The sequence below is a fragment of the Neomegalonema sp. genome, assembly GCF_028688855.1.
Classification (GTDB): domain Bacteria; phylum Pseudomonadota; class Alphaproteobacteria; order Rhodobacterales; family Rhodobacteraceae; genus Neomegalonema.
Map to the genome: position 1 here is coordinate 1 of NZ_JAQTXI010000028.1, position 13,474 is coordinate 13,474.

Genomic DNA, 13,474 nt, shown 5'->3' on the forward strand with positions numbered 1-13,474 from the left:
TCCGATCTCGAGACGACGAAGCTGGTGACCGGCGTTCCGGATTTCATCGGCTGGTTCGCGGGGATCTCCCTCGCGCTGACGCCCGAAGAGCGCGCCGCTCATCCCGAGCTGGTCGCCATGGCCGAACAGGGCCAGCTGGCCGGAGCCATGGGCGAACTCGTGGCCCGGGCGCCCGCCGGAACCTGGCCGATGCTCGACCACGACTCCTACCTGATGATGTTCCGCATGAACAACCACATGATCGGCGGCGGCGACATGGGCGACTGGCGGGCCGGTCCCGCGATGTGGGGATTGCAATGAGCGGACGAAGCTCCGCCGCCTCGCGACGCATGACGGAGGGACTGCGGTGAAAGGAATGTCCTTCACGCAATGGCTGGTCGCCTTCGTGCAGGGCGGCGTCAAGGGCGAAGCCATGTGGAGTCCTGAAGAACCGCCCATGCGGTTCTTTTCGCCCCGACGGGAAGAGGCCTGAGGGCGCGCGCCGGAAGCCCCCTTCAGGGTGCGGCGTTTTGTCGGGCGGAAAGCGGTCGCCGAAGCGCGGCGGGCGTGGAATCCTGTCGCGATCAGCCCGGAGAACGAGGAATCCGCCATGACCGGAAGACGCCAGCTTCATCTGGGAGCCTTCATGCGGCCCGTCAGCCTGCACACCGGAGCCTGGCGCTGGCCCGGCGCCTGGAAGGACGCCAACTTCAGCTTCCCGAAACTGGCGAAGCTCGCGCAGAAGCTCGAAGAGGGGAAATTCGACGCCTTCTTCATGGCCGATCATCTGGCGGTGCTGAACATGCCCATCGAGGCTCTGCGGCGCAGCCAGACGACCACCTCCTTCGAGCCCTTCACGCTGCTCTCGGCGCTGGCGGCCGTGACGGAGCGCATCGGGCTGGTGGCCACGGCCTCGACCACCTTCGACGAGCCCTTCCACATCGCGCGGCGCTTCGCCTCGCTCGACCATATTTCGGGCGGGCGCGCGGGCTGGAACATCGTCACCACCTCCAATCCCGACGCGGCGCTGAACTTCGGCCGCGAGGAGCACGTCGCCCACGCCGAGCGCTACGACCGCGCGCGCGAATTCCATGACGTCGTGACGGGGCTCTGGGACAGCTTCGCCGACGACGCCTTCGTGCAGGACGTCGAGAGCGGAATCTTCTTCGATCCGGAGAAGATGCATGTGCTCGACCACAAGGGCGGACATCTGTCGGTGCGCGGGCCGCTCAACATCGCGCGCCCCGTGCAGGGCTGGCCGGTGATCGTCCAGGCCGGAGCCTCCGGGCCGGGGCGTCAGCTGGCGGCCGAAACCGCCGAAGTGGTCTTCGCCGCGCCCCGCACCCTGGCCGAGGGACAGGCCTTCTATCTGGACGTGAAGGGCCGGGCCGAGCGCGCGGGCCGGTCGCGCGAAGGGATCAAGATCCTGCCGGGGGCTCTGGTCCTGGTCGCGGACAGCCTCGAGGAGGCCCGGGACCGGCGCGCGCGGCTGGACGCTCTGGTGAATTACGAAAGCTCCATCGCCTCGCTTTCGGTGGCGCTGGGCGTCGAGGCTTCGGGCTTCGACCCCGACGGCCCCTTGCCGGAGATCCCCGAAACCAACGAGAGCAAATCCAGCCGCGAGCGCGTGATCGACCTGGCCCGCGCCGAGGGCCTGACCGTCCGGCAACTGGCGCAGAGGCTCGGCGGCTATGGCGGACTGGCCTTCGTCGGAACGCCGCAGAGCATCGCCGACGAGATGCAGGAATGGCTGGAGACCGAAGGCTCCGACGGATTCAATCTGACCTTTCCCTATCTGCCGGACGGGCTGGTCGATTTCGTCGACAAGGTGGCGCCCGAGCTCCAGCGGCGCGGAATCTTCAGGCGCGACTACGAAGGCCCCACCCTGCGCGATCATCTGGGATTGCCGCGTCCGGCCAACCGCTTCTTCCCGAAGTGAGCTGAGGCTCGTCCGATCCTGTCGGGTCGTTCAGACTCCGCCGGGCGAAGCTCAGGGATCGGGCTTCGCAGCGGGCGAGGCCTCCCGGATCGCCGCGTCGAGAATCTCCCGCGAGAGCTCCGCATCCTCGACAGCCCGCGCGAGGACCAGCGCTCCGACCATCGTCGCCAAGGTGGCGAGAGCCTTGTCTCTGGCGCGCTCCGGATCCTCCGCCCCGACCGAGGCCTCCAGGAGGGGAAGGCATTCCTCGACCCCCTGTTGCAGCACCGCGCGCAGCTCCGGGCCATGGCGGGCGACGTCGGGCCCGAGCGCGGCCAGAGCGCAGCCTTCGCCCACCGCATCCCGATGCGCCTCGGAGAGATAGCGGCGCAGGATCACGTCGAGGGATGGGCCGCCCTTCTCCCCTTCCGGCGCCGTCAGCCGCGCCCGGGTCTGCCCGAGCGCCGCGCGGGTCGCCTGGAGGATCAGATCGTCCTTGGAGCCGAACTGCCGGTAGAAGCCTCCATGCGTGAGTCCGGCGGCCTGCATCAGGGCGCCGATCCCGACTCCGTCGAATCCGCTCCGCCGGAACAGGCGGCTGGAGGCTTCGATGACGCTCTCGCGATTCTCCCTGGCCTTCTCGCGGCTGACTTTCATCTCGGGCGCCTCCGGTCGCCGCGGCCATCCTACATGACGATCGGAATCATGCGCAACGCTCCGGACCCTGAAGCGCTCGGCGGCGCATGACGCGAGGCCTCTTCCTGCGAAGAGGCCTCGCGGGTCTGCGCGGGTCCTGGCGGTCGTCCGGCTCGCCTGTCAGCCGACGAGCGTCGGATAATCGGTGTAGCCTCTGGCGCCGCCGCCATAGAGCGTGGAGGGATCCAGCGGATTCAACGGAGCGCCGGTCTTCAGCCGCTCGACCAGATCGGGATTCGCGATGAAGGGGCGGCCGAAGGCGATCAGATCGGCCTCCTTCGCGGCGAGGCGCTCGTTCGCCAGGGCGAGGTCGTAGCTGTTGTTGGCGATGTAGGCGTTCCGGAATCTCCGGCGCAAGGCGGCGTAGTCGAAGGGCGCGACGTCGCGGGGCCCGCCGGTCGCGCCTTCGATGACGTGGACATAGGCGACGCCCAGTCCGTCGAGCCGCTCGACGACGTGATCGAACTGCGCCTGCTCCTCGCCCGTGACCAGGGTGGCGTTGGCGGGCGACACCGGCGACAGACGCACGCCGGTGCGTTCGGCGCCGATCTCCTGCGCGACGACGGCCGTCGCCTCGATCAGCAGGCGGGCGCGGTTTTCGATGGAGCCGCCATAAGCGTCGGTGCGGATGTTCGAGGACGTCCGCAGGAACTGGTCGAGCAGATAGCCGTTCGCGCCATGCACCTCGACGCCGTCGAATCCGGCCAGGACCGCATTGGCGGCGGCCTTGCGGAAATCCTCGACGACGCCCGGAATCTCGTCCGCTTCGAGGGCGCGGGGCTCGGAGACCTCGCTGAAGCCGTTGTTCACGAAGGTCCTGGTCGCGGCCCGGATCGCGGAGGGCGCCACCGGCGCGGCCCCGCCCAGAAGATCGACATGGCTGATGCGGCCGACATGCCACAACTGGACGAAGATGCGTCCGCCCCGGGCGTGGACGGCGTCCGTGACCTTGCGCCAGCCGGCGACCTGCTCGGGCGTGTAGAGGCCGGGCGTATCCTGATAGCCCTGGGCCAGCTTCGAGATCTGGGTGGCCTCGGCGATGATGAGGCCCGCGGAGGCGCGTTGCGCGTAATACTCCGCCGCGAAGGCGCCGGGGACCAGCCCTGCGCCTGCGCGATTGCGGGTCAGCGGCGCCATGACGGCCCGGTTGGACAGGAGGATTCCGCCGAGCTTGAAGGGCTCGAAGAGAGTCTTGTCGGTCATGGCTGCTTGCGCCTTTCCATGTGGCGGGATTCATTGATGATGATCATCATCAAAAAAACATATGACGATGGGCGTCCGGAAAGTCAAAGGGCGCAAGGGATGTTTCTTGCGCCCGCGCCGGAACGCCGGACCCCGACCCTGCGTCAGCCTTTCAGCACGACCCGCAGCAATCCGGGAAATCTGGCTTCGAGATCCTCCTCCCGCAGCGTGAGCAGGCGTCCGCGCCCCGCAGGTTGGTTCCTCAGCAGGCCCGCTTCGCGCAGGACCTTCATGTGATGGGACTTCGTCGATTTCGGAGCCGACGGATTCAGGAGATGGCAATTCGCCATGTCCAGGGTTCCGCCCGCGACCTGCCGCACGATCTCCAGCCGCGCCGGATCGCTCAGGGCGAAGAGCACCTCGGTCAGCACGAGGTCCTCCCGCTTCGGGTGGAAGAGATCGGGCGGCGGAGATTCGGATCCGGACATGGTTCGAACATGATCGAACCATCAGCCCGATGGCAAGAGAAATCCGTTCGAAGGATTTCGAATCGTCGCGGCCCGCTCCGTCTGGGGCGCCGTCACTGGAAGCTGTAGATGACCAGCCAGATCCCGTTATAGACGACATGCGTCAGGAGGCCGGGCCAGAGAGAATCCGTCCTGCGGAAGAGCCAGCCCGTCAGGATCCCCGCCATGAGCGCGTTGAAGAAGATCACGCTCGGCCCGTGAGCGGCGGCGAAGATCACGGCGCTCCCCAGCACGCCGGCCCAGGGGCCGTAGCGGTTCAGCGCATTCGCGATCACGCCCCGGAACACCAGCTCCTCCCCCAGCGGCGTGAGGATCGCCCCCGCGAAGACCAGCGCCAGCAGGGACAGAACGCCCGCCTGCGCCGCCGCCTGGAAGTCGGCCTGGTTGTTCGCCTCCGTGATGAACGAGAAATAGACATGTTCGATGATGAGGCTCAGGCCGACGGCGACCACGCCCAGAGCGGCGCCCAGAGCCAGCCATCGCCCCTCGACGGCGCGGAATCCGAAGGCCCGGAACGCGCGGATGCGCAGGGAGAAGGCCGCCAGCAGGGAGACGACGCCCACAAGCCCGTTGAGCCCCATCCCGACGATTCCGCGCCAGGCGGCCTGTTCGTCCGGAATCCGCAGCAGCCAGAAGACGCCGAGGCCCAGGATCAGCGCCATGTAGAGGATCAGCGAAACGGCGAGCTCCGGCCAGCCGGGCGCGGCGGGGCGTTCCGGAGGCGAGGCGGGCGACAGGGCGGGAGGGTTCATCGGGCGACCTTCGAGAAGGGGGGAATGGGGATGAGGGCCCCGGCGCGGAGCCTTCCGGCGATCCTCCGGCTTCCTCGGAGACCTGCGGTCCTCCGAAGGGGTCTGGTCTCCGGAGCCGTCTTGCTATAGCCTTCATTCTGGCACTTTGTGCCTTTTACCGCAATCCCGACGTCGCTTGCAAGGCTTCTTCATGTCCGGGCGTTCCCGAAGGCGCAGACCCAGATGAGCAGATCGATCCGTCCGGACGCGCTTCTGGAGGCGTCGCGCTGCGCGGCGCGCCTCTTCGTCGAGCGCGGCGTCTCCGGGACCAGCGGAGAGGACATCGCCGAAGCCGCCGGGATCTCCAAGCGCACGCTCTGGCGCTATTTCCGCAACAAGGAGAATTGTCTGGCGCCTTTGCTCGCCCTCTCCTGGAAGCGCTTCGCCGAGGAGCTGCGCGCCTGGCCTGCCGAGGCCTCGCTCGAAGACCACCTGGCCGTCTGCTTCGCGCCGGAGCGCCAGACGCCGGACTTCGCCCGGGACGGCCTGCTGATCGCGCAGATCGTGGCCCGGATCTCCGAAGAGCCCGACCTGAGGGCGGTCTGGCTGATGTCCTATGTCGACGGAGAGGAGGAGCTCGCCGCGATCATCGGCGACCGGCTCGGGCGCGCGCATCGGGATTTCGAGACGCGGCTCTGCGCGGCCTCCGTGATGGCGGCGGTGCGGGTGGTCGACGAAACCATCTGTCGGGCGGTCCTCCGCCAGGGCGAGTCCTGCGGCTCCGGCGAGATCGCCGCGCAGATGTCGCGCGCGATCCGCGCCGCCAGCGTCCTCCCGTTCTGCGACCCCGTGCGGCGGCCGGAGCCCGTCAGGGGCTCGCCTCCGACAGCCTGACCGCGAACTGGACCGCGCCTTGACGACCAGGCTCCAGGTGGCCGTCGAAGGGGAAGATCACTTCGCCTTCTCCTCCGGGAGGCGGCAGGGTCGGAGGCAGGGCGGTCAGGCCCGCAGGCAGAAGAAGCACCCGCTCCGAACCGCCGACGTAGACGGTCCAGGTCGGCGTGAAGTCATGGACGCTCACCCGGGCGGCCGGATCCGTCCCCAGATTCTCGAAGAGGATGCGATAGATCGCGCAGCCTCCGACCTGAATCGAGGCGTCCTGCTGGAAGCTCTCCTCGCCGCCGTCGGGGGTTCCGTCGCAGTTGGAATCGAGGGCCACCAGCTTGCGGGCGTCGATCCGGCCCTCGCCCACCCGCGTGAGGTCCGCGACCTCGGCGCCGACGAGCAGGGCGCCTTTGGCCGCTTCGGCGCGCAGGATCGTCGCATCCCGCCAGCCGACCGGAACTTCCTGAGGAATCCGGGCCACGAGCCAGAACAGATGGCTTCCCCCCGGGATCGGCGCGCCCTGGGTCCAGACCGCGTCGCCCTCGCCGAAGACGCCGTCGCCTTCGTCGAGGTGGATCCGCCAGGACAAGCCCTGGTCGCTCCGGATCGCGAAGTTCAGCGCGGCGCCGTCCAGCCCCGTCCCGACCTCCAGGCGATGGGCGTAGACCGCGAGCTGACCGGAGGGCACGACGGAGTCATGATCCGGCGAAAGGAGGATCTCGTCTTCGAGCTGAGGCAGGCAGGCGCTGAAGCCGCCCACCGCCAGAGACCAGGGCGCATCCGGCCCCGTCAGCGCCGTCCGGTCGAAGACGAGCAGCAGCTCGTCGGCGAAGCCGTCGACGGCGATCAGGACCGACCCGTCCTCGCCGGGCAGATCGCCCGGCAGAACGCCGACCGCCGTCGCCCCCGAGACGCTGGTCGCGGCGCCGCCCGAAAGCCGCACCGGCGCGGCGCCGCCCGACAGGCTCGCCGAAGCCCGCAGACGCTCCATTCCGGCGGCCTCCGCGCCGAGTCCCCGCAGGGTCAGGCGCAGGCCCTCGACAGGCTGCGCGAAGGAGAAGCGCAGATGGACTTCGCCCGTCCCCTGAAGTTCGAGGGCGGGCGCGCCGCCCGCGCCGACTCCGCGCACGCGCGGCCAGCCGGGACTCATCGCGCCCGAAGAGAGGCCGTATCCGGCCTCGCGGCGGACGAAGGGGAAACTCGCGTTCGCCGCGCCGTCGGCCAGGCCGAGGGCGCTCCAGTCCAGCTCCGCCGCGCCGAGCCGACAGACCGGCGCAGCGATGGGCGGCGCAACGCCCCGACGGGGAAGCGTCGCGGCCTGATCCTGATCGTCTTCGCCGGGGAGGCCGTTTCCGGGCGTGGAATCGACGTCGGCCAGAGGCGCGCCCAGAGCGTCCTTCATCGCCATGAGCTCCGCGACGTTGGTCCAGTCGCCCGAAGCGCGCGGGACGACGGAGAGCGTCAGACGCTCCTCGCCGTCGAGCGGCAGGCTCGGGAGGCTCCAGAGTCCGGAGGCCGGGTCGTAGACGCCCGCGCTCGCGACGGCGGAGAGGAAGGCGTAGCCGGAGGGGAGAAGGTCGCGCAGGCTGAGGTCATGAGCCGTGACGTCGCGCGCGTTCCGGACGGCGATCTCGAAGGTCATGGGGAAGCCCATGAGCGGCTCGGGCTCGGAGGCGGTCTTGACCACCGAAACATCCGCCTTGTAGAGCGGCGTCACCTGAACCGAAGCGGAGTTGTTCGCGGCGCCGGGATCCGCCGTATCCGAGGCGACCGAGGCGGCGTTCAGATGAGAGCCCCCCGCCTCGACTCTGGCGGTCAGGGTCATGGAGGCGCCCGCGCCGCTGGCGAGTCCGCCGAGGCTCCAGACGCCGTCGCCGGGGTTGTAGGCCCCTCCGGCGCTGCTGGAGAGGAAGGTGAAGCCGGCGGGCAGAAGATCCGTCAGCCGCGCGTTCACGGCGGGCGAAGGCCCGTTGTTGACGACGCCCAGCGTGAAGACCACCTGATCCCCGACGTTGGGCGTGAGCGTGCTGGCGCTCTTGGTCACGGCGAGATCGGCTTGCGGAACGGGCGTGACCGTCGCAGTCGCGACGTTGTTGGCGGGATTCACGTCGCTCATGGCGGTCGTGACGGAGGCCGCGTTGACGTAGGTCCCGGCCGCATTGACCCGCGCCGTGATCGTCAGCGAGGCCGAGGCTCCGGGCGCGAGTGTCCCCACGCTCCAGCTTCCGGTCGTGCGGTTATAGCTCCCGCCCGAGCTGTCGGAGATCCAGGAGAAGCCCGAGGGAAGCTGATCCGTCGCGACGACCGAAGTCGCGTTCACAAGGCCGTCGTTGCGCAGGGTCAGCGTGAAGACGACGTTCGAGCCGACATTGGCGACAGGCCGGTCAACGGTCTTGGAAAGGACCAGATCGACGTTGCGGTCGAGGATGGTGAAGGTGGTCTGCGAGACGCCTGCGTTCAGGCAGTTCTGCGTGCTGGCGATGGTGTAAGTGCTGCCCGGATCGGGATTCAGCCGCATCTGGATGGTCTCGCTCCCTTCGATCAGACTATCCGTCAGAAGCGTGATCCCCAGAGGAAAACGCCGCGCCGAATAGGTTCCGGGGGGGATGACGACATTGAAGGTCGCGGCTCCGGAGGGAGTCGTGTAATCGACGCCGAGCGTCGCGGTTCCGCCCATGATCTGAATCGGGACGTTCATCGACGCGGCGACGTTTCCGTCGACGACGACCGCAGGCATGGCCGCATCCGCCGCCGATGCGCCCTCAGGCGCCGAGCCTGTGGCGAAGCTCATTTCGACATAGGGAGACAGGCGGATCTGGATGTCGTCGAGCAGATTTCCGTATGAGCCCGGATTGAGCGTTCTGAACTGCAGGCGATAGACGCCGGTGGCGCCTGTGAACCGGATGGCGCCTGTCAGGTTCTGATTGATCTGCCAGCCTGTGCCCGCGTAGCTCTCCTGGGTGGCCAGAAGCTGAATGCGGCTGCTGGAGTTATCCAAAGCTGCGATTTCATAAAGGACGCTTTGGGGGTTCACGCCGCCGCTGCGGTTCCGATGGGCGAAGCTCCAGCGCAAAGGCTCGTTGTTGGTGAAACAGATCAGCTGATAGAGCGCGCCGGGCTGAGAAGCGTTCAGCTCCGCAAAGGCATTGCCGGAAGCAGAGCCCGGCGCATAGGGATTATTGGTGTTCCAGATTTCAATGAGGCCGTCGGAGGCGGTGGTCGACCAGCCGGGCACATCAGCCTGGGGATACATGATGGTGCCGGAGGCGGGATAATGGCTCTCGAAGCCGGGGTTCACGACGGCGCGGGCTTGTCCGGCGGCGGGCGTCGCGGCGGCGGGCGCGAGGCAGGCGGCGAGGAGACAGGCCGACAGACGCGCCATGGCGCGCGAGGGGCCGCGATCGCCTCGGCGCGTCGAGGCCTTGTGAAAATCCGCAATCATGCGCCCTCCCGGAGATCCTTCCCCCGGGTTTTATCAGCGCAGAGCTTCCGAGTGCGGGACGAATTGGCCTCCTGAGCGAAAGAACCGGCCGAAGCGATTGTTCGAGCATGAGGAAACGCCCGAAAACGCAATCGCCGCATCCCCGGCGGCGCATCGGCGGAGGGGATGCGCTGTCCCCGGAAACGCCGGAACCAGCCGCACGATCTGCATGCGGAGGGAGCGGCAAGACGCGCTGGACAGGCTTCTCTCCGGCAGCCCCTCCCCCAGGGAAGCGTTTTCCTGCAAAGCCCCGCTCAACAAGCAGAAGAGGGCGCTGGAGGAGTCCGAAACAAGCTGCAGGGGCCCGCCCCCCGCGCCGTCTTCGCAGGATTCAACGAGGACGGATGATGACCTGACAAGCCGACATTCCTCCGCCAGGCGGGCTGCACCCCCCCGCCGCTCCCGCCGCAGGAGGAGGCGCAGAGAGCTCGCCGCTCAACACCCAGCTCTCCGTCGCTCTCCCGGAGCCCTCGCACAGGCTCCATCCCCGATCCGACAAGATCAGATCGGCCGGCGCCTGAAAGGGCGTCGTCGGCTTGATCCGCCCCGCCCCGGCGACCGGGTCCGGTCGTCCGATGATCTGCGTGGAGTCGGGCAGGCTCAGGCTCGCCAGAGCCGGAAGCCGCAAGGGCTGCTTGTCGAAGAGATCGACGTGAAGAGAGACCTCCAGCGTCCACCCCTGGCAGGCGCTCGCCTCAGGACCCCCGAGGACCACCCCCAGACGCAGCCGGTCCGGCGGCACGCGCCCATCCCTCGACTCGACGGCGCCCGCAGCGGAATCCTGCGGCCACAAGCCTTCCTGCTTCAACGCCTCGCGCAGGCTCCGCGCACGGGCCTCCAGCCGCGTCTCCTGCAAGGAGCCGACCAGCGTGAACCGCAGACCCGTCTCGGCAGCGAGATCCGCCACGCCGCTGCTCCTCAGCTCCGGAACCAACCAGGTCGGGAGCCGCGGAGTCTCCGAACCCGGATCGAAAGGGACGTCGTATTGCGGGGAGAACAGCTGGACTTCCTGCGCCAGAGCCGGACCGACGAACAGAAACGCCGCAGCGCAGAGAAGGCGACCGATCATGGACCCTCCGGAATCAGCAGTCGCCCTGATTCTTCACAACCCTGAAGCTATAGTCAAGCATCCGGAACCCGAGACCCGTCAGATGGATTCCCGCGATGTTGAGGCGCTTGTCCGCCGGGACGGCCCGCATCGCCGCCGACAGATCGTTGCGCAGGGCCGCCACATCGAAGGAGCCGAACCTGCGCCCCAGCACGAAGAGCGTCATCTCCTCCTCCACGAGGCTCGCCATGGTCAGACTCGCGCTCCAGACCACCTCGCCTTGCGCCGTCTTGCGCGGCGGATTCCCGCTCGCGCGCAGTTTCTCCAGGGGATAGAACATCAGGGAGGGTTCGCCGTCGATGAGCGCCTTCCCCGCCGTGACGATCAGGAAGTCATGGGCCCAGAGCGGAGCCGCCCCGCCCTGCGTCGAGACGTGGAAGGTCAGATTCTGGCCGAAAGGCACCAGCGGCAGAGGGCCAGCGTCCAGACAGGGCGGCTGGGGAACGAGGCGCCCCGAAGGCTGTAGAAACAGCGAACGCACGGGCGTGCGGACCTCGCCGACCCCCTCCACGGAGGTCGACGCGAAGCCCATCTCCAGAGGCGCGGAAGCCCAGACGGCCAGAGCGGTCGCCAGCGCGGCCAGCGCCGAGAGCGCGGCCGCCCCGATCCGGGCGAGCCACTCGCGCGGATGCTTGCGCCGACGCAGCGCCTGAACGCTCCGCGCCGCCTCGCTGAGGCGCTCGACCGGGCGCAGGTCGATCGCCACCCCGACCGACGCCGCCGCAAGCCTCAGATCGCGCAGATCCCCGTCGTGGGCCTTCGCGACCGGCGCGCCCTCCAGAGTGAGGCTCGGGGTCAGGATCATGAGGCTATGGCCCCAGTCGCCCCCCTTGCGCTGGCGGAGATGCTCGCCGAGCGCGGCGAATTTCTCGCTCAATCCGCTCACGGGGCCGATCAGGCGATCCCGGCTCGCGTCCGTGGGCGGCAGCTCCAGAGCGCCCGTCGCGGCGATGGTCGACAGCGGAGATTCTCGCTCCAGCATCAGCAGCGCGAGCGCCAGACCAAGCTCCGCGCTGCGCCCGTTCTCCTCGGCGAGGCCTTCGAAGGGCGCGTCGTCCGCGACCCGCAGGAAGATCGCCTGCGAACTCGACAGCAGCCGGAAGGACCGCCGCGCCTGAGGGAGACGGCGCGCCGCACGACGGGCCGTCTTGCCGCTCTTGTAGAGCTCGACGTCGATGAGCTCGATCAGCGCGGGGTCGACGCCGGGCGCCTCGTGATCGGGGCGTTCGTCCGTCGCCTCCACGACTCCGACCGTTCCGCCTCTCTCGCCTCCCGCCAGAGGAATCAGGACGGACTTGCTCATGAGGAATGATCGACGCCGAAGCCTTCGACCAGACTCGCCTCCGCCCCGAGGCTCAGGCGGAACCGCGCCTGGCCGAGCGCGTCGAACCGGAAGCTGTAGTCCACGCGCCCATCCGCCGAGACGAGCCGCATCGGATGATTGCGCAGACGGCGGATCGCCGGAACGCCCAGCGCCTTGAGGGTCACGCCGATGCCCTCCTCCGAGCGCGAGAAGAAGGCCTGCAGAAGGGCTCCCTTCGTCGAACTCAGACTCGGCGGAAGTTCGCGCGCGCCGCTCGCGGCGGCCATGATCGTGAAGACGATCCGTTCGGGCGTCGCCCGGGACGGCTCCTCGACGGCTTCGGCGCGCGCGCGGGTCAGGGCGTCGATGAGGCGGGTCTCGGCCTGGTCGAGGATCCGGGGCGTGAAGGTCTTTCTCTGGGTCATGTCTGACCTCCTGTGTCTGTCTGTCAGGGGGAGACGGAATCTTCGTCGCGCAGACGCGCCGTCGCTCCGGAGACGCGGCCGATCAGAAGATCGACATGCGCCAGAAGATCGGAGAAGGCGGGGAAGGTCTTCCGCGCCCATTCCTGCCTCCAGATCCGCTTGAGGGCGTCCTGCGGCGACTTGAGGACGGCGAGATAGATCCGTCGGTCGGTCTCGTCGATCAGGCCGCGCGCGAACAGCTCCTCCAGCACCTCTCCGGTCCGGTCCTCGCCGTCGGGAGGCCCGGGATCCTCCGGGATCCGCTCGTCGCGGTCCCCGTCATACCAGACCAGCAGCGGCGCCGAGGAGGAGGAGAAGAGATCCCGGGCCACGTCGCTCGCCAGAAAGGCGTCGAGATCCGCGAAGCGCGGCACCGGAGCCGCCGCCCAGGCCTCTTCGAGCGTCGCGCGGGGCGGCAGGGCGTCGGATCTCCCGACGCGCCGCACGAAGCCGTAGAGCCGGACCATCTGGTTCGTGGCGAGGCCGCGGTGATCCCATGGCGAAATCCCGAGCGCCACGGCGCGTCCCCAATGGACGTTCGCGGCCTCGAAAGCCCGGATGACCAGGCTGGAGAACATCCGGCGTTCGTCGGGAGCCGGGTCTTCCTCCGCGAGCTCGGGCAGAAGGCGCAGCGCGCGCGGCGCATGACGGACGGCGCCCCAGATCGAAAAGGCCAGAGGCAGACGGAAGGAGCCCTCGTCGACCTGAAGCCAGAGCGGCGCGCCTTCCGGTCCGAGGCGGCTTTCGTGGTCGTCTCCGGCTTCCTCCGCCGGAGCCGCGCCGGAGAACAGGTCGGAGGCGTGGCGCAGGGCCTCGGGGAGGGGGCCCTCCGCAGGACGCGGCCCCCGACTCAGCTCCACCTTGCGCACGCCCGGCGTCCGGCGCGCCAGAGCCTCCATCAGATGATGGGCCTGATGGCTCGGATAGCCGTCGCGAATCAGAAGCGGGCGATCGAAGACGAGATCGAACCAGCGTCCGGCGGCCTCCCGACGTCCCTCCTCGTCGCCGTCGAGCCCCATGAGATGCGCGCCGACGACCTGTCTGCGATAGGGCCTTTCGGGTTTCGCGAGGAGATTCATGAACTCCGACCAGAGCGCGTATCCCTGCGGACGCGCCAGACCTCCTTCGGCCTCCCTGTTGAGCCCATGCGCGACATGCGCGGCGAAACCGACCAGATATGGATTGCGCATGCGGCGCTCC

13 protein-coding genes are annotated in these 13,474 nt (G+C 68.6%); 4 read left to right on the forward strand and 9 right to left on the reverse strand.

Annotation, left to right across the window (positions count from 1 at the left end; all coding sequences use genetic code 11):
* From PHN62_RS15625 to PHN62_RS15635, 3 genes are all read left to right on the forward strand, one after another.
* The coding region (locus PHN62_RS15625; protein WP_300152270.1) for a hypothetical protein at positions 1-300 on the forward strand (300 nt) is incomplete at its 5' end.
* A 46-nt stretch (positions 301-346) separates the two neighbouring features.
* Complete coding sequence (locus tag PHN62_RS15630; RefSeq protein WP_300152272.1) at positions 347-472, forward strand: hypothetical protein; 126 nt, start codon at positions 347-349, stop codon at positions 470-472.
* 117 nt (positions 473-589) lie between these two features.
* Positions 590-1,918 carry an LLM class flavin-dependent oxidoreductase gene (locus tag PHN62_RS15635; protein WP_300152274.1) on the forward strand — a complete coding sequence of 443 codons (1,329 nt, stop codon included), beginning with the start codon at positions 590-592 and terminating at the stop codon, positions 1,916-1,918.
* A gap of 51 nt (positions 1,919-1,969) precedes the next feature.
* Here the strand turns inward: PHN62_RS15635 and PHN62_RS15640 are convergent, their stop codons facing one another.
* The 4 genes from PHN62_RS15640 to PHN62_RS15655 all read right to left on the reverse strand — a co-directional run bounded on the left by PHN62_RS15640 (position 1,970) and on the right by PHN62_RS15655 (position 5,054).
* Entirely contained in the window at positions 1,970-2,554 is a 585-nt protein-coding gene (locus tag PHN62_RS15640; RefSeq protein WP_300152276.1) for a TetR/AcrR family transcriptional regulator, read from the reverse strand.
* 159 nt (positions 2,555-2,713) lie between these two features.
* Complete coding sequence (locus PHN62_RS15645; RefSeq protein ID WP_300152278.1) at positions 2,714-3,796, reverse strand: alkene reductase; 1,083 nt, start codon at positions 3,794-3,796, stop codon at positions 2,714-2,716.
* Positions 3,797-3,939: 143 nt separating this feature from the next.
* Positions 3,940-4,263, reverse strand: coding sequence for a helix-turn-helix transcriptional regulator (locus PHN62_RS15650; RefSeq protein ID WP_300152280.1), 324 nt, complete (start codon positions 4,261-4,263; stop codon positions 3,940-3,942).
* A gap of 92 nt (positions 4,264-4,355) precedes the next feature.
* On the reverse strand, positions 4,356-5,054 hold the full coding sequence (locus tag PHN62_RS15655) for a type II CAAX endopeptidase family protein (protein ID WP_300152282.1): 699 nt from the start codon (positions 5,052-5,054) through the stop codon (positions 4,356-4,358).
* Between the two features lie 222 nt (positions 5,055-5,276).
* On the opposite strand from PHN62_RS15655, the gene PHN62_RS15660 reads away from it, so the two are divergent.
* On the forward strand, positions 5,277-5,927 hold the full coding sequence (locus PHN62_RS15660; protein ID WP_300152284.1) for a TetR/AcrR family transcriptional regulator: 651 nt from the start codon (positions 5,277-5,279) through the stop codon (positions 5,925-5,927).
* Here the strand turns inward: PHN62_RS15660 and PHN62_RS15665 are convergent.
* The 5 genes from PHN62_RS15665 to PHN62_RS15685 all read right to left on the reverse strand — a co-directional run bounded on the left by PHN62_RS15665 (position 5,902) and on the right by PHN62_RS15685 (position 13,464).
* A complete protein-coding gene (locus tag PHN62_RS15665) occupies positions 5,902-9,360 on the reverse strand; it encodes a DUF11 domain-containing protein (protein ID WP_300152286.1) in 3,459 nt (1,152 codons plus the stop codon). The two genes, PHN62_RS15660 and PHN62_RS15665, sit on opposite strands and share 26 nt — an antisense overlap.
* Before the next feature lie 370 nt (positions 9,361-9,730).
* Positions 9,731-10,468 carry a hypothetical protein gene (locus tag PHN62_RS15670; RefSeq protein ID WP_300152287.1) on the reverse strand — a complete coding sequence of 246 codons (738 nt, stop codon included), beginning with the start codon at positions 10,466-10,468 and terminating at the stop codon, positions 9,731-9,733.
* 13 nt (positions 10,469-10,481) lie between these two features.
* A complete protein-coding gene (locus PHN62_RS15675) occupies positions 10,482-11,810 on the reverse strand; it encodes a hypothetical protein (RefSeq protein ID WP_300152288.1) in 1,329 nt (442 codons plus the stop codon).
* The gene (locus tag PHN62_RS15680; RefSeq protein WP_300152289.1) at positions 11,807-12,235 is read right to left on the reverse strand and encodes a hypothetical protein; all 429 of its coding nucleotides are present in this window, start codon (positions 12,233-12,235) and stop codon (positions 11,807-11,809) included. Before PHN62_RS15680 ends, PHN62_RS15675 begins: the two co-directional genes overlap by 4 nt.
* A 23-nt stretch (positions 12,236-12,258) precedes the next feature.
* Positions 12,259-13,464 (reverse strand): hypothetical protein, encoded by a 1,206-nt coding sequence (locus PHN62_RS15685; protein ID WP_300152290.1) that lies wholly within the window; start codon positions 13,462-13,464, stop codon positions 12,259-12,261.
* Positions 13,465-13,474 lie beyond the last annotated feature (10 nt).

What these genes read in the sequence shown, in the direction of transcription:
- PHN62_RS15675 (WP_300152288.1), bottom strand. Translation starts at nt 11,810, where the DNA reads ATGAGCAAGTCCGTCCTGATTCCTCTGGCGGGAGGCGAGAGAGGCGGA.
- PHN62_RS15650 (WP_300152280.1), bottom strand. Translation starts at nt 4,263, where the DNA reads ATGTCCGGATCCGAATCTCCGCCGCCCGATCTCTTCCACCCGAAGCGG.
- PHN62_RS15655 (WP_300152282.1), bottom strand. Translation starts at nt 5,054, where the DNA reads ATGAACCCTCCCGCCCTGTCGCCCGCCTCGCCTCCGGAACGCCCCGCC.
- PHN62_RS15660 (WP_300152284.1), top strand. Translation starts at nt 5,277, where the DNA reads ATGAGCAGATCGATCCGTCCGGACGCGCTTCTGGAGGCGTCGCGCTGC.
- PHN62_RS15685 (WP_300152290.1), bottom strand. Translation starts at nt 13,464, where the DNA reads ATGCGCAATCCATATCTGGTCGGTTTCGCCGCGCATGTCGCGCATGGG.
- PHN62_RS15635 (WP_300152274.1), top strand. Translation starts at nt 590, where the DNA reads ATGACCGGAAGACGCCAGCTTCATCTGGGAGCCTTCATGCGGCCCGTC.
- PHN62_RS15645 (WP_300152278.1), bottom strand. Translation starts at nt 3,796, where the DNA reads ATGACCGACAAGACTCTCTTCGAGCCCTTCAAGCTCGGCGGAATCCTC.
- PHN62_RS15680 (WP_300152289.1), bottom strand. Translation starts at nt 12,235, where the DNA reads ATGACCCAGAGAAAGACCTTCACGCCCCGGATCCTCGACCAGGCCGAG.
- PHN62_RS15670 (WP_300152287.1), bottom strand. Translation starts at nt 10,468, where the DNA reads ATGATCGGTCGCCTTCTCTGCGCTGCGGCGTTTCTGTTCGTCGGTCCG.
- PHN62_RS15665 (WP_300152286.1), bottom strand. Translation starts at nt 9,360, where the DNA reads ATGATTGCGGATTTTCACAAGGCCTCGACGCGCCGAGGCGATCGCGGC.
- PHN62_RS15640 (WP_300152276.1), bottom strand. Translation starts at nt 2,554, where the DNA reads ATGAAAGTCAGCCGCGAGAAGGCCAGGGAGAATCGCGAGAGCGTCATC.